The following is an 18,684-nucleotide window of genomic DNA, read 5'->3' as shown; positions in this document are numbered from 1 at the left end:
GTGGACGTATTTATTCTCAGCGAAGTGGAGCAGGGCGTGATGACTATCACCCTGAACCGCCCGGACCGACTCAACAGCTTTAACGACGTGATGCACCAGCAGCTCGCCGACTGCCTGAAACAGGCCGAGCGCGACGACACCATTCGTTGTCTGCTGATCACCGGCGCCGGACGCGGATTTTGCGCCGGACAGGATCTGAACGACCGTAACGTTGACCCGAGCGGTCCCGCGCCGGATCTGGGCATGTCGGTGGAACGCTTCTACAACCCGCTGGTGCGCCGCTTAGCCGCGCTGCCGAAGCCGGTTATCTGTGCCGTCAACGGCGTTGCCGCTGGTGCCGGTGCCACACTGGCCTTGGGCTGCGACATCGTCCTCGCCGCGCGCTCGGCGAAGTTTGTTATGGCCTTCAGCAAACTCGGCCTGGTGCCGGACTGCGGCGGAAGCTGGGTGCTGCCGCGCGTAGCCGGTCGCGCTCGCGCCGTGGGTTTGCTGATGCTTGGCGATAACCTCAGCGCCGAACAGGCCGCGCAGTGGGGCATGATCTGGCAAGTGGTCGACGATGCCGAGTTGAAAGATACCGCGTTGACCATGGCGCGCCATTTCGCGACGCAGCCGACCTATGGCCTGGGGCTGATTAAGAAAGCCTTGCAGCTTTCCGAAACCAACACGCTGGATCAGCAGCTTGAGCTTGAGCGCGACTACCAGCGCATGGCCGGTCGCAGCGACGACTATCGCGAAGGGGTCAGCGCCTTTCTCGGCAAACGCCCACCACAGTTCAGCGGGAAATAAGCCATGACGCAAACTCTTCATCGCGTTGCCGTGATCGGCGGCGGAACAATGGGGGCAGGCATTGCCGAAGTGGCTGCCAGCGCCGGACATTCGGTCCTGCTGTATGACATTTCCACTGAGGCGATTACTCGCGCCATTGAGGGTATTCGCCAGCGACTCGACGTTCGTGTTGGTCGTGGAAAAATCAGTGCGGAACAGGCCAGTGAATTACTGGCACGGATCGCCCCCGCGACTGAACTGAATCAGCTTGCCGATGCACAACTGGTGATTGAAGCCGCTTCCGAGCAACTGGAAATTAAAAAAGCGCTGTTCAGTCAGTTGGCGGAGATCTGTTTGCCGTCAACGCTGCTGACCAGTAATACCTCGTCGATCTCAATTACCGCAATTGCGGCGGGAGTGAAGCATCCGGAACGTGTGGCGGGGCTGCATTTCTTTAACCCTGCACCGGTGATGAAACTGGTGGAAGTGGTGAGCGGCCTTGCCACCTCAACTGAGGTAGTTGAGCTGCTTAGCCAGTGCGTAATCGCCTGGGGCAAGCAGCCGGTGCGCTGCCGCTCAACGCCGGGTTTTATCGTCAACCGTGTGGCGCGTCCGTACTACGCTGAAGCCTGGCGCGCGCTGGAAGAACAGGTTGCGTCAGCGGAAGTGATTGATGCGGCGCTGCGTGATGGCGGCGGCTTCCCGATGGGACCGCTGGCGCTGACCGACTTGATTGGTCAGGACGTCAACTTTGCCGTGACCTGTTCGGTGTTTAACGCCTTCTGGCAGGACCGCCGTTTTCTACCGTCTTTGCTGCAACAGGAGCTCGCTCTGGCGGGGCGTCTGGGAAAGAAGAGCGGCCACGGCGTCTATCGCTGGCCTGCTGAAGTATCGCCTGAACTGGCTGTTGCAGCGGTAGCGCCTAAAAATGCAGCAAAAAATATCAAGCGTGACGTTGTCACTGAGCTGGATGATGTGCTGCTCCTTGAAACTACCGGTGAAACCGCGCTGGCCTTAAGCGTGCAGCACCAGCGCCCGGTGGTGGTGTATGACCATGCTGCGGGCGACACCGTCGTGCTGGCAAGCGCACCAACCAACCCGGCTTCAGCCACCGACAAAGCGGTGTACTACTTCCAGCAGCAGGGCAAAAAAGTGCTGCGTATTGCCGACTACCCAGGGCTGCTGGTATGGCGCACGGTAGCGATGCTGGCGAACGAAGCGCTGGATACGCTGCAAAAAGGAGTCGCCAGCGCCGAGGATATCGATGCCGCCATGCGCTTGGGGGTCAACTACCCGCACGGGCCGCTGGCCTGGGGCGAATCGCTCGGCTGGGGACGTGTGCTTCGTCTGCTGGAAAATCTACAACAGCACTACGGCGAAGAACGCTATCGCCCGAGTGCGCTGCTGCGCCAGAAAGCGCTGATGGAGATGCGTCATGAGTAACGAAGCCTGGCGCAACGCCCGTGCCATGTATGTGAAAGACACCTGCGCGCAGGCGCTGGGGATTGAAATTATTGAGATGGACGACGGTTATTCGCAGATGACTATGACCGTGTCGCCGTCGCAGCTGAATGGCCATCAGACCTGTCACGGCGGGCAACTGTTTTCACTGGCGGATACTGCCTTTGCTTACGCCTGCAACAGTCAGGGACTGGCGGCAGTAGCCTCAGCGGCCAGTATCGACTTTCTGCGTCCGGCCTTTGCAGGTGACAAACTGACCGCCACCGCGCGGGTCAAGCAGCAAGGCAAACTCACTGGCGTTTACGACATTGAAATTGTCAATCAGCAACACAAAACCGTGGCTCTGTTTCGCGGCAAATCCCACCGCATCGGTGGCACGATTACAGGAGAAGTCTAATGCGTGACGCATTTATTTGTGACGGTATTCGTACCCCGATTGGTCGCTACGGCGGGGCGCTGGCAGGCGTGCGTGCCGACGATCTGGCGGCCATCCCGTTGCGTGAATTACTCAACCGCAACCCACGCCTGGATCCCAGCGCTATTGACGATGTGATCTTCGGTTGCGCCAACCAGGCGGGTGAGGATAACCGCAACGTGGCGCATATGGCGACCCTGCTGGCGGGTTATCCGCACAGCGTTGCCGGCACGACCATCAACCGTCTGTGCGGCTCAGGGCTTGATGCAATCGGCTTCGCTGCTCGCACGATCAAAGCCGGTGATGCAGACCTGCTGATCGCTGGTGGTGTTGAGTCAATGTCACGCGCGCCGTTTGTAATGGGCAAAGCCACCGCGCCGTTTCAGCGTCAGGCCGAGATGTTTGATACCACCATTGGCTGGCGTTTTGTGAACCCGCTCATGCAGCAACAATTCGGAACTGACAGCATGCCGGAAACGGCGGAGAATGTAGCTGAATTGTTAAATATAAGCCGAGAGGACCAGGACGCCTTTGCGTATCGCAGCCAGCAGCGCACGGCTAAAGCCCAGCGTGACGGCATTCTGGCGCAGGAAATTGTGCCGGTACAAATCATTGGCAAGAAAGGGGCAGTTAGCGCAGTACGTGAAGATGAACATCCGCGTGCAGAAACCACGCTGGAGCAACTCGCACAACTGAAAACACCGTTTCGTAAGAACGGCGTGGTCACCGCAGGCAATGCCTCTGGGGTGAACGACGGCGCGGCAGCAATGATCGTAGCCAGCGAGCAACACATAAAGGCCCAGGGACTAACGCCGCGTGCACGCATTGTCGCGATGGCGACGGCGGGCGTGGAGCCGAAGTTTATGGGGCTTGGGCCAGTTCCTGCGGTACGAAAAGTGCTGGAGCGCGCCGGGCTGAATATCAACGATATGGATGTGATTGAGCTGAATGAAGCCTTTGCCGCCCAGGCGTTGGGTGTGATGAGACAGCTTGGACTGGCAGATGACGCAGAACACGTGAATCCCAATGGGGGGGCTATCGCTTTAGGTCACCCGCTGGGGATGAGCGGTGTGCGGTTAGCGCTGGCCGCAACGCTGGAGCTGGAACGACGCAATGGACGTTATGCGCTGTGTACGATGTGTATTGGCGTGGGTCAGGGCATTGCCATGATCCTTGAGCGAGTGTGAGCTAATTGACCTGCGAGTGCCCTACAAAATGACAACGACAACAACAAAATTAGATCCGATTGAAACCGCATCGCGTGACGAATTACAGGCTTTGCAAACCGAGCGCCTGAAATGGACGTTAAAACACGCCTATGAAAATGTCCCGATGTACCGCCGTAAGTTCGACGCGGCGGGGGTTCACCCGGATGATTTCCGTGAGCTGAGCGATCTGAGCAAGTTTCCCTGCACCACCAAGCAGGACCTGCGTGACAACTATCCCTTCGACACCTTCGCGGTACCGATGGAGCAGGTGGTGCGTATCCATGCATCATCCGGCACCACGGGTAAACCGACGGTGGTGGGCTATACGCAAAATGATATCGATACCTGGGCTAACATCGTCGCCCGCTCGCTGCGTGCCGCAGGCGGTACCGCGAAAGATAAAATCCACGTCGCTTATGGCTATGGCCTTTTCACCGGCGGACTGGGCGCGCACTACGGCGCGGAACGCCTGGGGGCAACGGTTATCCCGATGTCCGGCGGTCAAACCGAGAAACAGGCGCAGCTGATTCGCGATTTCAAACCTGACATGATTATGGTCACGCCATCCTACTGTCTGAACCTGATTGAAGAGCTGGAGCGCCAGATGGGCGGTGACGCGCGGGGTTGTTCGCTGCGTACCGGTGTCTTTGGCGCAGAGCCGTGGACAACGGGGATGCGGACGGAGATCGAACGTCGCCTGGGTATTACGGCGCTGGATATTTATGGCCTCTCGGAAGTGATGGGGCCGGGCGTGGCGATGGAGTGCATCGAAACGGGTGATGGTCCGACAATATGGGAGGATCATTTCTTCCCGGAAGTGGTCAATCCGGATGACGGTACGCCACTGGCCGACGGAGAGCACGGCGAACTGCTGTTCACCACGCTGACGAAAGAAGCGCTACCGGTCATTCGTTATCGTACCCGCGACCTGACGCGCCTGCTGCCGGGTACCGCGCGCACGATGCGTCGTATGGATCGCATTAGCGGGCGCAGCGACGATATGCTGATTATTCGCGGCGTCAACGTCTTTCCATCGCAGGTGGAAGAAGAGATCCTCAAGATTGAACATCTGGCTCCGCATTACCAGTTGGAAGTGGATCGCCGTGGCCATCTTGATTCGCTTTCGGTACGCGTGGAGCTTAAAGAGAGTAGCCTGGTGCTAAGCCATGAGCAGCGCTGCCAGATTTGCCATCATTTGCGTCATCGTATTAAGTCGATGGTCGGTATTTCAACGGACGTAAGCATTGTTAACTGCGGCAGCATCCCGCGCTCAGAAGGAAAGGCGTGTCGGGTGTTCGACCTGCGCAAAGTTGCCGCCAACGGTTAAGACTCGTAGGCCTGATAAGCGCAGCGCCATCAGGCGAGAGCGCACAAGTTACCGGATGGCGGCGTTGCCTTATCCGGCCTACAAATTCCTGCCATATCGCGGAAATTATCCTGTGCTATGATTCAAAAAGGACAAAAAAGACAACAGTATGAATCATATGGAAAAACTCGATAGTTTTATTCAGCAGGCGGTAACCGCAATGCCGGTCAGCGGCACCTCGCTTATCGCCTCGCTTTACGGGGACTGTTTATCGCAACGCGGTGGAGAAGTCTGGCTCGGTAGCGTTGCCGCGCTGCTGGAAGGGCTTGGCTTCGGTGAACGTTTTGTACGTACCGCGCTGTTTCGCCTTAATAAAGAAGAATGGCTGGACGTAGTACGTATCGGCCGCCGCAGTTTCTACCGCCTGAGTGATAAAGGGCTACGCTTGACGCGCCGCGCCGAGAGCAAAATCTACCGTGCCAGCGCCCCTGAGTGGGACGGTACCTGGCTGCTGCTGCTGTCGGAGGGGCTGGAGAAAAATACCCTGGCCGAAGTTAAAAAGCAGCTGTTATGGCAAGGTTTTGGCGTACTGGCGCCGAGTCTGCTGGCGTCGCCATCGCAAAAGCTGGCGGACGTACAGTCGCTGCTTCATGAAGCTGGGGTAGCGGAAAACGTCATCGTTTTTGAGGCGCATTCGCCGTTGGCACTCTCCCGCGCTGCGCTGCGTGAGCGGGTAGAAGGGTGCTGGCACTTAACCGAACAAAATGCCATGTACGAGGCGTTTATCATGCTGTTCCGTCCGTTGTTACCGCTACTGCGTGACGCCGGGCCGGACGAACTTACGCCAGAGCGATGCTTCCAGATCCGCCTGTTGCTCATTCACTTCTATCGTCGGGTTGTGCTCAAAGATCCGCTGCTGCCGGAAGAATTGTTGCCTGCTCACTGGCTGGGTCAGACGGCGCGTCAGCTGTGCATTAATATTTATCAACGTGTTGCGCCCGGCGCCCAGGTTTTCGTCAGCGAAAAAGGCGAGAGCTCGGTGGGGGAACTGCCCGCGCCGGGTCCGCTCTATTATCAACGCTTCGGCGGATTAGCCGAGGTGTAACAGGAGAAGCCATGCCGATTTACCAGATTGACGGGATGATCCCGGTAGTTCCTGCAGAAAGCTATGTTCACCCAACCGCAGTGCTGATTGGCGATGTCATTCTCGGCAAAGGTGTTTATGTTGGTCCCAACGCCAGCCTGCGCGGAGATTTTGGGCGTATCGTGGTTAAAGATGGGGCGAATATCCAGGATAACTGCGTGATGCACGGATTTCCCGGCCAGGATACGGTAGTGGAAGAGGACGGACATATCGGCCACGGGGCGATTCTGCACGGCTGTGTGATTGGGCGTAACGCGCTGATCGGCATGAGCGCGGTGATTATCGATGGCGCGACCATCGGTGAAAACAGTATCGTTGGTGCTTCGGCGTTTGTGAAAGCGCGAGCTGAGATGCCCGCCAACCATCTGATTGTCGGCAGCCCGGCGAAAGCGATTCGCATGTTAACTGAGCAGGAACTGGTGTGGAAAAAACAGGGCACTCGCGAGTATCAGGTGCTGGTGGGGCGCTGTCAGCAGACGCTTGCAGAAGTGGAGCCGCTGACTGCGGTAGAACCCGACAGAAAGCGGCTGGAGTTTGATGAGAATTTGCAACCTAAGTCAGCGAGTTAGCGATTCTACGCAATACCCGGTGTCAGAACTGATAGCTGGCGGTAACGCTGACGTTACGCGGCTCACCATAAACGATAGAACCGTCGATATTCGTGTCGTAGGTTTTATCGAACAGGTTATTAAGGTTACCCTGCACTGAGAAGTTTTTTGTTACCTGGTAGCGGGTGAACAAATCTACCAGGGCGTAGCTTCCCTGTTCCGCGCGGAATGTGCCATAAGGCGTGACCGTATCGCTGTAAACACGATTCTGCCAGTTAACTCCACCGCCAACGGTCAGTTCCGGCATGGCTGGCAGGCGATAACGGGTAAACAGTTTGACCGTGGTCCGCGGCAGGTTTGGGTTTACTGCATTGCCTTCGTTGTCTTCTGCAACATAGCGTGTCGCACCAAACGTCATCTGCCAGTTATCGGTGATCGCACCGTTAATCTCGAATTCGACCCCTTTACTGACCGTACCATCCATCGCTTTAAAGGCCGTGTCGCCATTGCTACCGGCGATTGGCACGCCGGTTGATTGCGCTACGTTATCCTGTTCGATGCGGAACACCGCGAGCGTGGTGGTTAAACGGCTGTTCATCCAGTCGGACTTCAGACCAAGCTCATAGTTGTTGCCGGTGATCGGAGAGAGATATTTACCGGAACTGTCGCGCTTGTTCTGCGGCTGGAAGATTGAGGTATAGCTGGCGTAGGTAGACCAGTTATCGTCAATGTCATATACCAGACCCGCATACGGCGTGGTGTGGTTTTGCTCCATGCTGTAGGTCAGGGTGTCGATACGCCAGTTGGTGTAACGTGCGCCAACAATCAAATGCAGTGGGTCGGCCAGCGAAATACGCGTTGCGGCGTACAGCGATTTCATGTGCGTGGTATCGTCCTGAGCCAATGACTGCGGGTTCCAGTTGGTTTCAGGGAAGTTACCATCATAGGTATAGAAGCTGCCGATTTCGTTGGGGAAAACGTTCGCCCACGAGCTTTCATAACGGTTATTCTGTTTACTGTAGCTGCCGCCCAGCATCAGATTATGCTGACGACCAAACAGATCGTAACCGCCGTCGGCAAATAGATCGACAGCATCCACTTTACGTTTGCCGCTGTTCCAGCCGGTTCCTCCGACGTAGTCATATCCCGGACCATAGTTGCCATATGGGCCAATCAGCGTGCCGTCGGCCTTATTAACATAGGCATCGACGTACATCATTTTACTGTCGAACTTGACCTCGGAGTGGGTGGCGTTCATGGTCGCCTGCCAGGTATCGGCAAAACGTTGTTTGATGGTGACAAACACTTTGTTGAAGTCTTTATCGTTGTAAGCCCAGTCCGGCGCAGTGCTGCGCGAACGGTCGTAGCTGTTTTTACTGCCATCGGTATTCCAGCGCGGCAATCCACCCCAGGTTGGGCTGTTGATATCAATGCGCTGATATTCATAGCCCGCAGACAGGCTGGTGGTGTCACCCAAATCGGCATCGACAATCCCGGAGAAGAACATTTTTTCGCTATTGTAGCGATCAAGCCAGGAGTCGTTATTCTGGTAACCCGCCACGATGCGACCGCGCACGTTGCCGTCTGCCGTAAGCGGGCTTTGCAGATCGGTCACATAACGTTGTTTGTTCCAACTGCCATATTCCGCTGAAACATTACCGGTGAACTCGCGGCTGGTGGCATGCTTACGGATCATGTTAATGGAGGCTGAAGGGTTACCCGTCCCGGTCATTAGCCCGTTTGCGCCACGGACCACTTCGACACGCTCAAAAAGGGTGGTGTCAGAAAGGGCGTCACCGAGATTCCAGCGGGATTCAAAATAGGTCGGGATCCCATCGACCATATAGTTATCAATCTGAAATCCGCGCGAGTAATAGCTGCTGCGATCTGAATCCGCCTGGCTTTTGCTTATCCCCAACGTGTTGTCCATCACATCGCCCAGCGTTTGCAATTGCTGATCTTCCATGCGTTGCTGGCTGACAATGCTGACCGATTGCGGAATATCGCGCTGTGTCATTTGCATTTTTGTGCCAGCGGTCGTCGATTTAACGCTGTAATCCTGCTCCTCGCTGGATGCGGATGGAGCAGAACCCTCCACGATCACTGTCTCTTCTGCAGGGGCTGCGAGGCTGGTGGAAGGTAAAAGGGCTAGCGTGATGCATGCTGCTAGCAAAGAAGGGGCAAGCCCCGGTTGGCGTTGAACATTCCCGTTGAGTGTTGTGAAAGACATCGAAAAGTCCTTGATAATTATTAATATTAAGTTCGAATCACCGGTAGTTGTGATGAACCCTTTGGTTGTAAACTATTAAATGCGCATGTAAATACAAATGCGAAATATACGCATTAGCAATTAATGTGTAAACAGATGCTACGACATAAATGAAATATTGTTTCAGTACTATGCTTGAGCAATAGCGCAGGAAAATGGTTATAAGAGCAGCACTGACTGAGGTTTTCGCTTAAAAAATCGAGGGTTAAAGTTGAAAGAGCGTGAGGAACTCGCTCATACTCTATACTCGCAGAGTTACCCGGCGTAGCATGGCAAAACGCTTGGGCTGTTAATGAAAAAGGAAAACGTCGTGGCAGAAGAAACTATATTCAGCAAAATTATTCGTCGTGAGATTCCGTCGGATATCGTATACCAGGATGAACTGGTCACTGCGTTTCGTGATATTTCCCCTCAGGCACCAACGCATATCCTGATCATTCCTAACATTCTGATCCCAACTGTCAACGATGTGACGGCGGAACATGAACAGGCATTGGGCCGCATGATCACCGTTGCGGCGAAAATTGCTGAGCAGGAAGGCATTGCTGCAGATGGGTACCGCTTAATCATGAACACCAACCGCCACGGGGGGCAGGAGGTGTATCACATTCATATGCACCTGCTGGGTGGACGTGCGCTTGGCCCAATGCTTGCACATAAAGGTCTGTAAGCATGACCAGAGGATGCATTGCGCTTTCACTGGGCTTGTTGTTGCTGGCGGGTTGTCGTTCACACCCTGAAATCCCAGTAAGTGATGAACAGTCGCTGGTGATGGAATCAACAATTCTGGCGGCGGGTATTACAGCAGAGCAGCCCACGTTAACAACGTCTGATATTCAGGCTTCGGCATCCTCGCGACTCTATAACGAAAGACAAGAACCCGTTACCGTTCATTATCGGTTTTACTGGTATGACGCCAGAGGGCTGGAAATGCACCCTCTGGAAGCGCCACGCAGTGTGACTATTCCGGCTCATTCGTCGGTGACGCTGTACGGCAGCGCCAATTTTCTGGGGGCGCACAAGGTTAGACTTTATCTTTATTTGTAAGGGGTGAATCTTGATGAACAAAATGAATCGCTACGCACTGATTGCCGCGCTGGCGATGTTTCTCTCTGGCTGTGTGGCGCAACGTGAGCCCGCGCCGGTAGAGGAAGTGAAGCCGGTACCGGAACAGCCTGCGCAGCCGCAACAGCCGGTGCCGGTTGTGCCAACGGTGCCAAGCATACCGCAGCAGCCGGGCCCAATTGAGCATGAGGACCAAACGGCGCAGCCTACGCCACGTCAACGTCACTATGACTGGAACGGGGCTATGCAGCCGATGGTCGGCAAAATGCTGCAGGCAGACGGCGTCAAAGCGGGCGGCGTTCTGCTGGTTGATAGCGTGAATAACCGCACCAATGGCTCGTTGAACGCGGGTGAAGCCACCGAAACCTTACGTAACGCGCTGGCGAATAATGGTAAGTTTACGCTGATTTCTGCCCAACAGCTGGCTGTCGCCAAACAGCAGTTAGGTCTGTCTCCGAATGACAGTCTGGGAACGCGCAGTAAAGCGATTGGTATCGCCCGTAACGTTGGCGCGCAGTATGTGCTTTATTCCAGCGCATCCGGCAACGTCAATTCGCCTGCGCTGCAAATGCAATTAATGCTGGTACAAACTGGCGAGATAATCTGGTCAGGTAAAGGTGCCGTTCAGCAACAATAGCAGACTCACGCGCGGCGAAGTGTTGTCGCGCTATTTCCCGCAGTATCATCCCGTCGCAACCAGCCAAACCGGCCTGAGCGGCGGGAGCTGCATCATTGAACACCGTTCCCACCGGCTGGTACTGCGCTGCCATCACGATCCTGACGCGCCGGAATCTCATTTCTTACGCCAATATCATGCGTTAAAACATCTGCCAGAAAGCCTTGCGCCACGTCCTCATTTTTATACGCGTGGGTGGATGGCAGTCGAGTTTTTTCACGGTAAGGTAGAATCCAGATTACCGGACGCCGACGAACTCGCAGGCTTACTGTATCATCTGCACCAGCAACCCCGATTGGGCTGGCGAATCAGCCTGCTTCCGCTACTTGAACAGTACTGGCAGTGTGGCGATCCGGCGCGTCGTACACCATGCTGGCTGCGCGCGCTGAAGCGGCTAAGGAAACGAGGTGAGCCTCGACCTTTGCGCCTGGGGCCGCTGCATATGGATGTTCACGGTGACAACATCGTACGTACGGCATCAGGGCTGCGGCTGATTGACTGGGAATACGCTGGAGACGGTGATATTGCCCTGGAGCTGGCGGCAGTATGGGTTAGCGATGAATCCCAGCACCAACAGTTGGTTAGCACCTACGCCCAACGAGCGCACATTGAGCCAGACGTTTTGTGGCGACAGGTCAGACAATGGCAACCCTGGATAATGATGCTGAAGGCGGGGTGGTTTGAGTATCGCTGGCGGCAAACCGGCGATCGACAATTTATCAGGCTGGCCGATGAAACCTGGCGGCAGCTAACAATTAAAGGATAAGGAGAGCAGTGTGGGCCCAGTAATGTTGGATGTCGAAGGGTATGAGCTGGACGCTGAAGAGCGTGAGATTCTGGCACATCCGCTGGTAGGTGGGTTGATCCTCTTTACCCGAAATTATCATGACCCGGAACAGCTGCGTGAATTAGTGCGTCAGATCCGGGCTGCGTCACGTAACCATCTGGTGGTGGCGGTAGATCAGGAAGGCGGACGCGTACAGCGTTTTCGTGAGGGCTTTACCCGCCTGCCTGCAGCTCAATCCTTTGCTGCGTTGCACGGTCTGGAAGAAGGCGGCAAACTGGCTCAGGACGCAGGGTGGTTGATGGCCAGCGAAATGATCGCGATGGACATTGATATCAGCTTTGCACCCGTGCTGGATGTGGGCCATATCAGCGCGGCAATCGGCGAGCGTTCTTACCATGCCGATCCGCTAAAAGCGCTGGCGATGGCGACCCGCTTCATTGACGGGATGCATGCTGCTGGCATGAAAACGACCGGTAAACATTTCCCAGGACATGGGGCGGTGACGGCGGATTCACATAAAGAAACCCCAACCGATCCACGCTCAGAAGCCGAGATTCGTGCGAAAGATATGTCCGTGTTCCAGACGTTGATTACGGAAAACAAACTGGATGCCATTATGCCTGCGCATGTCATCTACAGTGATGTCGATCCGCGTCCGGCGAGTGGTTCACCTCACTGGTTGAAAACGGTGCTACGCCAGGAGCTTGGCTTCGATGGTGTCATTTTCTCCGACGATTTGTCGATGGAAGGGGCGGCGATTATGGGAAGCTATGCGGAGCGTGGACAGGCATCGCTGGATGCAGGTTGCGATATGATCCTGGTCTGCAATAATCGTAAGGGAGCGGTCAGTGTGTTAGATAATCTGTCGCCGATCAATGCAGAACGTGTTACACGTTTGTATCATAAAGGTTCATTTTCACGTCAGGAACTGATGGACTCGGCACGCTGGAAGACGGTAAGCACTCAGCTTAACCAACTTCATGAGCGCTGGCAGGAAGAGAAAGCAGGTCATTAACGCAAGTTTGGCGAGGATGCGATGATTATCTATTTACACGGTTTTGACTCTAACAGCCCGGGCAACCATGAGAAGGTGTTGCAGCTGCAATTCATCGACCCGGATGTCAGGCTGATTAGCTACAGTACGCGGCATCCTAAACATGATATGCAGCATCTGCTGAAAGAAGTGGACAAAATGCTGCAGCTGAATGTGGATGACCGTCCGCTGATTTGTGGTGTGGGGCTCGGGGGATATTGGGCTGAACGGATTGGTTTCCTGTGTGATATTCGTCAGGTAGTGTTTAATCCCAACCTGTTCCCGTATGAGAACATGGAAGGCAAAATTGACAGACCTGAGGAGTATGCAGACATCGCAACAAAATGCGTGACCAATTTCCGTGAGAAGAATCGCGATCGCTGCCTGGTGATCCTGTCACGTCATGATGAAGCGCTTAACAGTCAGCGTTCGTCGGAAGAGCTGCATCATTTTTACGAGATAGTCTGGGACGAAGAGCAGACGCATAAGTTTAAGAATATCTCTCCGCATTTGCAGCGCATCAAAGCGTTCAAGACGTTAGGTTAATTCTTATTGAGTGTGTAAAAAACCAGCCATCGGGCTAATGCTCGTCAGTTACGAACGTATGGTGAACATGTGATTCCGGCTCAGGGTTCCGTTCACCTCAGTGGTGTCATTTCTCTGAAGCGCAGATACCTGTGAACGTGCAAGGGAGGCTCACCGCCGCCTCCCTTGCAACCCAGGCTCCCGGCGGGAAAATCGTCGCTACGCGAGTTATTCGTCTTATGCCGTCTGCCTGTCGGGTCGGGGTCGAGCCTGCGTCCGTGCAGGCCGTCCCCTCTGCCCGCATCCCTGCGGGCAGACCCGGTCAGTCGTCAACGCCTCATCGATTTTCAGCCGGACCGGGGTCATCGCTTCAACGCACTGACTTCCAGTTAAATCTTTTTTGCTGTTTAAACAAAAAAACGCAGATGGTCAGGTGTGGGCTGGTCCGACTGAAAATTGCCGACGTGATTCCGTAAGGCCGGGAGAGCCAGCATGGATGCTGGCTCAGGGCGCGCTTTGCATGGATGCTACCTCGCGCCCGGCCCGGTAGCCTGGAGGAATAAGCGGAGGGTATTGCGCAGCAACAATTTTCCCGCCGGGAGCCGGGATTGTAAAGGGCGTGGCGGAGAACGCCCTTTACACGTTCACAGGAATCGGTGCTTAAGAGAAATGATGAGCATGAGGTGAACGGAACTCTTTCTCCGAGATAGCATGTTCTTTACCTCGGGCAGCACAGGTTGAAGCTTTCTGAAACTGAGGCGCTAACTGACTGGCATTACAGCCGCCGGGCTGGTTTTTTTGTTCTTAAAGTTCCGGTTGTCTATCTTTTCAGCATCAAAACTTGATACACATCAATTTTGGTATGACCAATGCACCGTTCGTGTTATTCTCACTCTCGAAGAACATTTTCATTACCGTAACTTGTTGTTAATTAAAGGCTGTGTTAATAACTTTTAATTAACAATTGGTTAATAAATTTGAGGGGGTCACGTTGACTACACCATTGAAAAGGATCGTGATTGTCGGCGGCGGTGCTGGCGGACTGGAAATGGCGACGCAGCTGGGTAAAAAACTCGGGCGTAAGAAAAAGGCCAAAATCACACTGGTAGACAGAAACCACAGTCACTTGTGGAAACCGTTACTGCATGAAGTGGCGACGGGTTCACTGGACGAAGGTGTGGATGCGCTGAGTTATTTGGCTCATGCCCGTAACCATGGCTTCCAGTTCCAGTTAGGCTCGGTGGTGGATATCGATCGTGAAGCGAAGACCATTACTCTCGCTGAGCTGCGCGATGAGAAGGGTGAGCTACTGGTTCCTGAGCGTAAAGTGCCGTATGACACGCTGGTGATGGCGCTGGGCAGTACGTCCAACGATTTCAACACCCCTGGCGTGAAAGAAAACTGCATTTTCCTCGATAACCCGCATCAGGCGCGTCGTTTCCACCAGGAGATGCTGAATCTGTTCCTGAAGTATTCCGCGAATCTGGGCGCTAACGGAAAAGTGAATATCGCCATTGTGGGCGGCGGTGCGACGGGTGTTGAACTCTCCGCTGAGCTGCACAATGCGGTAAAACAACTGCACAGCTATGGTTACAAAGGGCTGACCAATGACGCGCTGAACGTTACGCTGGTCGAAGCCGGTGAGCGTATTCTGCCTGCGTTGCCGCCGCGTATTTCCGGTGCTGCGCATAATGAGTTAACCAAACTGGGCGTACGCGTACTGACCCAGACGATGGTAACCAGCGCTGATGAAGGCGGACTGCACACCAAAGATGGCGAATACATTAAAGCCGATCTGATGGTGTGGGCGGCGGGTATCAAAGCGCCAGACTTTATGAAAGACATTGGCGGTCTGGAAACGAACCGTATTAACCAACTGGTGGTTGAGCCAACTCTGCAGAGCACGCGCGATCCTGACGTGTACGCGATTGGCGACTGCGCTTCCTGCGCTCGCCCGGAAGGCGGTTTTGTGCCTCCGCGCGCTCAGGCAGCACACCAGATGGCGACCTGCGCGATGAACAATATTCTGGCACAGATGAATGGCAAGCCGCTGAAAGCGTATCAGTACAAAGATCACGGCTCTCTGGTCTCGCTCTCTAACTTCTCTACCGTGGGTAGCCTGATGGGCAACCTGACCCGTGGTTCGATGATGGTGGAAGGGCGTATTGCGCGCTTTGTGTACATCTCACTGTACCGCATGCACCAGATTGCTTTGCACGGCTACTTCAAAACCGGCCTGATGATGCTGGTCGGCAGTATCAACCGGGTGATTCGCCCGCGTCTGAAACTGCATTAATATCGACTTGTGGCGCCGGATGATTTTATGCATCCTGCGCCTTCCTTCAGAGTTCTCCGAATCATCCTGCGTTCGTACCTCCTCCTGCTATTTTCATCCGTAATCTGATTGGCATTCCTTACCTTCTGTTGCAAAGTTGTTGCTAATAGCAAAAAAGGAGGTAGTCCCGTGAATAAATCAATGTTGGCGGGTATAGGGATTGGCGTAGCTGCTGCGCTGGGTGTTGCAGCGGTGGCCAGTCTGAACGTTTTCGAGCGTGGCCCACAGTATGCGCAAGTTGTCTCTGCAACACCGATTAAAGAGTCGGTAAAAACACCGCGTCAGGAGTGCCGGAACGTAACGGTCACCCACCGCAAGCCGGTACAAGATGAAAACCGTATCGCGGGTTCCGTACTGGGCGCGGTTGCGGGTGGTGTTATTGGGCATCAGTTTGGCGGTGGACGTGGTAAAGATATTGCTACCGTGGCCGGTGCTTTAGGCGGCGGCTATGCAGGTAACCAGATTCAGGGTTCGATGCAGGAAAACGATACTTACACCACCACGCAGCAGCGTTGTAAAACGGTGTATGACAAATCTGAAAAGATGCTGGGCTACGACGTGACGTACAAAATTGGCGATCAGCAGGGGAAAATCCGTATGGATAAGGACCCCGGCGCGCAAATTCCGTTGGATAACAACGGACAGTTGGTACTGAATAACAAAGCGTAAAATAGCATTATCCTGAACATTAGCCCCCCATTCGCTCAGGCTGGGGGGCTTTTTTTATCAGAAGGTTAAGGCGTAGTTCAGACCAAATGTACGACCCCGGCCCTTGTATTCATACAGTGACGGGCTGCCGTAGGTTGGGCTATACAGCAGTGGCGCACGTTGTCCCCACAGTGTGGTGTACTCTTCATTCAGCAGGTTTTCCACGCTGAAGGTCAGTTTACCCAACGGGAGCTGATAGCTGCCGATAAAGTCCATCGTGTTATAGCCATCCAGCTTGTTACCGCTGGCGTCGGTCAGATCAAATGTTTGCTGGCTCTGTACGCGCAAGGTCCACGGTTCTGGTGCCCAGCCGACCCACGCGGTTGCTTTGGACGGTGAGGCCAGCGTGACATCCCATTTTTGCCATTTACCGTTCTGTTTCACTTCCGATTTAATGACGTTGAAGTTGCCACCCAGGCTCCAGTCCGTGTCCGCAATGAAATAATCCACCGCACCTTCAAGGCCATAAATGCGGCGATCGTCGGGCTGAACGTTAATGGTCATATCACTGCGGTTGATAACGATCGATTTATCTGAAGTCGAGTAGTAAGCGGCCAGTTGCGTGCGCAGACTATCGCCGGTATAGCGCCACCCCAGTTCGTACGAGTTAACTTTAATCCCTTCCAGACGTGAATCCGCCACGTTGACGCTGCGCTGGAGCTGGTAATGATCGCCAACCAGCGAATAGGTACCGTTACCGTAATATTTCCCTGGGTCCGGAAGCTCCACGCCCTGAGAAAAGTTAAACCACGTTTGCTGACGGTCGGTCAGGTGGGCAAGGATACCGGCGTTGAACAGGAAATTATCGTAATCGGTTTTGCCGCCTGGAATGGTATCGGCAGAGTTCGCAAGCCCGGTCGCGATTCCCTGCTGTTGAGCATAGCCAACGAAATCATCAACCCTGTTTTCGGTCCACTGATAGCGCACGCCGGCGCTGAGGGTAAAGATATCGTTAATGTCATAGCTGTTTTGCAGGAAAGGCGCGAAGTTGGTGATGCTGTAACCGGGGTAACGCCCGGTGGTATAAGCGGTACGGTTATCCATGCCGCCGGAGGGCAGGGACCAGGCCAGATCGAAGAATTTCTGATTGGAGTCGAAGGTTTCGTGATCGGCATCGACACCCCACGTCAGCTCCCAGTTATCCATCAACTGGCTATTGAGGGTAATTTTGGCACCAAACTGGTCGGTGTCCTGCTGTGATGCGGAGAAACTGGTGACTTTGCCTTTGCTGAGCGTAGGGAAGGGGTAGAATTTCAGCGATTCGTCACGGTAATAGATTTGGCTGACCAGGTTCTGGCCAAAAAAATCTGCATCTGAATATTGCAGACTAATAAGATGACGTTCGGTGCCGGGAATACGATCGGAATTCAGTCCGCTGCTGGTATATGCTTTGCCGTTTCCGGTCACGGCGGACATGTTCTCGCCGAGATCCAGCCCGTAATCGTCATCCCCCTGACTTTTATAGTACTGCGTAACCAGTTGCAACTGACGGTTGTCGTCAAGTTCAATCGTCCCTGTGCCCATGACGTCCAGACGATCGGAGTGCTGTAACCCGGTTTGGGTGTTATCGAGCAGCAGGGCATCGTGATTACCGTCATACCAGCCGCCAAATCGTTGATACGCGACGGACATACGCCCGGAAGCGCGATCGGTTCCGCCACTCACCGCCGCGGCAACGCGTTCATCATGATCGTTGCTATTGTTGAAGCCGCTTTTGCTCCCCAGTTCGAGTTCTACTTCACGCTCCGGCTGGCCTTTTTTGGTGACAATGTTGATTAATCCGCCGGTACTGCCACCGCCATAAAGTGAGGTTGCGCCTGAAATGACTTCAATGTGCGCAATGTTAAATGGGTCAATGGAGTCAAGCTGACGGCTGTCGGTTCGCGAGGAATTCAGACGGACGCCGTCAATTAGCACGACAATGGCGCGACCACGCATGTTCATGCCGTAGTTGGTTCGTCCCTGACTGCTGACATCAATTCCGGGGATTAACTGAGCAAGAACATCCTTGAACTCTTTACCACCCTGAACTTGCTGTTCAATTTCGCTTCCTTCAATAACCCAGGTCGTTTGCGCCATTTCTGCCACTGTGCGCTGGCTACGGTTGGCGCTGACGATGAGGTTCTCTTCCTCAGCCGCAACGGCGGGTAGAGTTAAAGATAACAGAAGAGGATTGAGCACCCAGAGACGCTTATGCATTTGTATTCCTTTTAAAAAAGTCGGTCTGTTTTTGTTATAGCGGTAGAGAAACCGATGGTTACATTGTGAAACAGGCATTAAAACAAATGCGAATATTGCTGATAATAATTGTCGTTATCAATACTTTTTACAAAAAATGATCGGGTAACACGATGAAAACAATGAGAAATGTAGGGTCAATAGAACGGGAATCTAACCGGGGGCTTTATCAGCTCCCGGTGGTGTGAGTACAGCGGG

17 protein-coding genes are annotated in these 18,684 nt (G+C 54.3%); 15 read left to right on the top strand and 2 right to left on the bottom strand.

Translation table 11 applies throughout. The features are described 5' to 3' along the window. The 7 genes from paaG to paaY all read left to right on the top strand — a co-directional run bounded on the left by paaG (position 1) and on the right by paaY (position 6,871). Positions 1–789 carry a 2-(1,2-epoxy-1,2-dihydrophenyl)acetyl-CoA isomerase PaaG gene (gene paaG, locus JQN59_RS14070; RefSeq protein WP_048214432.1) on the top strand — a complete coding sequence of 263 codons (789 nt, stop codon included), beginning with the start codon at positions 1–3 and terminating at the stop codon, positions 787–789. Positions 790–792: 3 nt separating this feature from the next. After that, a complete protein-coding gene (paaH, locus tag JQN59_RS14065; protein WP_149608123.1) occupies positions 793–2,211 on the top strand; it encodes a 3-hydroxyacyl-CoA dehydrogenase PaaH in 1,419 nt (472 codons plus the stop codon). Then, a complete protein-coding gene (gene paaI / locus JQN59_RS14060) occupies positions 2,204–2,626 on the top strand; it encodes a hydroxyphenylacetyl-CoA thioesterase PaaI (RefSeq protein WP_003832239.1) in 423 nt (140 codons plus the stop codon). Before paaH ends, paaI begins: the two co-directional genes overlap by 8 nt. After that, positions 2,626–3,831 carry a 3-oxoadipyl-CoA thiolase gene (pcaF, locus tag JQN59_RS14055; RefSeq protein ID WP_048214430.1) on the top strand — a complete coding sequence of 402 codons (1,206 nt, stop codon included), beginning with the start codon at positions 2,626–2,628 and terminating at the stop codon, positions 3,829–3,831. The genes paaI and pcaF overlap by 1 nt, the downstream gene beginning before the upstream one ends. 28 nt (positions 3,832–3,859) lie before the next feature. Then, the gene (gene paaK / locus JQN59_RS14050; RefSeq protein ID WP_149608122.1) at positions 3,860–5,179 is read left to right on the top strand and encodes a phenylacetate--CoA ligase PaaK; all 1,320 of its coding nucleotides are present in this window, start codon (positions 3,860–3,862) and stop codon (positions 5,177–5,179) included. Positions 5,180–5,336: 157 nt separating this feature from the next. Beyond that, complete coding sequence (paaX, locus tag JQN59_RS14045; RefSeq protein WP_172111175.1) at positions 5,337–6,263, top strand: phenylacetic acid degradation operon negative regulatory protein PaaX; 927 nt, start codon at positions 5,337–5,339, stop codon at positions 6,261–6,263. 11 nt (positions 6,264–6,274) lie between these two features. Then, positions 6,275–6,871 carry a phenylacetic acid degradation protein PaaY gene (gene paaY / locus JQN59_RS14040; RefSeq protein WP_032943013.1) on the top strand — a complete coding sequence of 199 codons (597 nt, stop codon included), beginning with the start codon at positions 6,275–6,277 and terminating at the stop codon, positions 6,869–6,871. A gap of 22 nt (positions 6,872–6,893) precedes the next feature. Here paaY and fhuE read toward each other — a convergent pair whose 3' ends face one another. Continuing rightward, positions 6,894–9,080 (bottom strand): ferric-rhodotorulic acid/ferric-coprogen receptor FhuE, encoded by a 2,187-nt coding sequence (gene fhuE, locus JQN59_RS14035; RefSeq protein WP_149608121.1) that lies wholly within the window; start codon positions 9,078–9,080, stop codon positions 6,894–6,896. Between the two features lie 349 nt (positions 9,081–9,429). Here fhuE and hinT point away from each other — a divergent pair, with 349 nt between their 5' ends. The 8 genes from hinT (at position 9,430) to JQN59_RS13995 (ending at position 16,209) form a co-directional block, all read left to right on the top strand. Then, complete coding sequence (gene hinT / locus JQN59_RS14030) at positions 9,430–9,789, top strand: purine nucleoside phosphoramidase (protein ID WP_003030826.1); 360 nt, start codon at positions 9,430–9,432, stop codon at positions 9,787–9,789. A gap of 2 nt (positions 9,790–9,791) precedes the next feature. Next, positions 9,792–10,166: a YcfL family protein gene (locus JQN59_RS14025; RefSeq protein WP_048214425.1), complete on the top strand. Its 375-nt coding sequence runs from the start codon at positions 9,792–9,794 to the stop codon at positions 10,164–10,166. 13 nt (positions 10,167–10,179) lie between these two features. After that, positions 10,180–10,821, top strand: coding sequence for a penicillin-binding protein activator LpoB (lpoB, locus tag JQN59_RS14020; RefSeq protein WP_008784426.1), 642 nt, complete (start codon positions 10,180–10,182; stop codon positions 10,819–10,821). Further along, a complete protein-coding gene (gene thiK / locus JQN59_RS14015) occupies positions 10,802–11,626 on the top strand; it encodes a thiamine kinase (RefSeq protein ID WP_048226900.1) in 825 nt (274 codons plus the stop codon). The genes lpoB and thiK overlap by 20 nt, the downstream gene beginning before the upstream one ends. 10 nt (positions 11,627–11,636) lie before the next feature. Then, positions 11,637–12,662 carry a beta-N-acetylhexosaminidase gene (gene nagZ, locus JQN59_RS14010; RefSeq protein ID WP_149608120.1) on the top strand — a complete coding sequence of 342 codons (1,026 nt, stop codon included), beginning with the start codon at positions 11,637–11,639 and terminating at the stop codon, positions 12,660–12,662. Positions 12,663–12,683: 21 nt separating this feature from the next. After that, positions 12,684–13,226, top strand: a complete 543-nt coding sequence (ycfP, locus tag JQN59_RS14005) for an alpha/beta hydrolase YcfP (RefSeq protein ID WP_003030817.1) — start codon at positions 12,684–12,686, stop codon at positions 13,224–13,226. Between the two features lie 970 nt (positions 13,227–14,196). Then, positions 14,197–15,501, top strand: a complete 1,305-nt coding sequence (ndh, locus tag JQN59_RS14000) for an NADH-quinone dehydrogenase (protein ID WP_003832263.1) — start codon at positions 14,197–14,199, stop codon at positions 15,499–15,501. Between the two features lie 168 nt (positions 15,502–15,669). Continuing rightward, a complete protein-coding gene (locus JQN59_RS13995) occupies positions 15,670–16,209 on the top strand; it encodes a glycine zipper 2TM domain-containing protein (RefSeq protein WP_003030814.1) in 540 nt (179 codons plus the stop codon). Between the two features lie 57 nt (positions 16,210–16,266). Here the strand turns inward: JQN59_RS13995 and JQN59_RS13990 are convergent, their stop codons facing one another. Beyond that, positions 16,267–18,447 carry a TonB-dependent siderophore receptor gene (locus JQN59_RS13990; protein WP_103014556.1) on the bottom strand — a complete coding sequence of 727 codons (2,181 nt, stop codon included), beginning with the start codon at positions 18,445–18,447 and terminating at the stop codon, positions 16,267–16,269. Positions 18,448–18,684: the final 237 nt, after the last annotated feature.

This window comes from Citrobacter sp. B72, from assembly GCF_016894305.1.
GTDB classification, from domain to species: domain Bacteria; phylum Pseudomonadota; class Gammaproteobacteria; order Enterobacterales; family Enterobacteriaceae; genus Citrobacter; species Citrobacter portucalensis.
The sequence above is the reverse complement of the archived record's forward strand: the minus strand, read 5'-3'. Positions and strand labels throughout refer to the sequence as shown.

Coding starts and splice junctions, on each gene's coding strand:
- paaH (WP_149608123.1), top strand. CDS start 793: ATGACGCAAACTCTTCATCGCGTTGCCGTGATCGGCGGCGGAACAATG.
- paaI (WP_003832239.1), top strand. CDS start 2,204: ATGAGTAACGAAGCCTGGCGCAACGCCCGTGCCATGTATGTGAAAGAC.
- pcaF (WP_048214430.1), top strand. CDS start 2,626: ATGCGTGACGCATTTATTTGTGACGGTATTCGTACCCCGATTGGTCGC.
- paaK (WP_149608122.1), top strand. CDS start 3,860: ATGACAACGACAACAACAAAATTAGATCCGATTGAAACCGCATCGCGT.
- paaX (WP_172111175.1), top strand. CDS start 5,337: ATGGAAAAACTCGATAGTTTTATTCAGCAGGCGGTAACCGCAATGCCG.
- paaY (WP_032943013.1), top strand. CDS start 6,275: ATGCCGATTTACCAGATTGACGGGATGATCCCGGTAGTTCCTGCAGAA.
- fhuE (WP_149608121.1), bottom strand. CDS start 9,080: ATGTCTTTCACAACACTCAACGGGAATGTTCAACGCCAACCGGGGCTT.
- JQN59_RS14025 (WP_048214425.1), top strand. CDS start 9,792: ATGACCAGAGGATGCATTGCGCTTTCACTGGGCTTGTTGTTGCTGGCG.
- lpoB (WP_008784426.1), top strand. CDS start 10,180: ATGAACAAAATGAATCGCTACGCACTGATTGCCGCGCTGGCGATGTTT.
- ycfP (WP_003030817.1), top strand. CDS start 12,684: ATGATTATCTATTTACACGGTTTTGACTCTAACAGCCCGGGCAACCAT.
- JQN59_RS13990 (WP_103014556.1), bottom strand. CDS start 18,447: ATGCATAAGCGTCTCTGGGTGCTCAATCCTCTTCTGTTATCTTTAACT.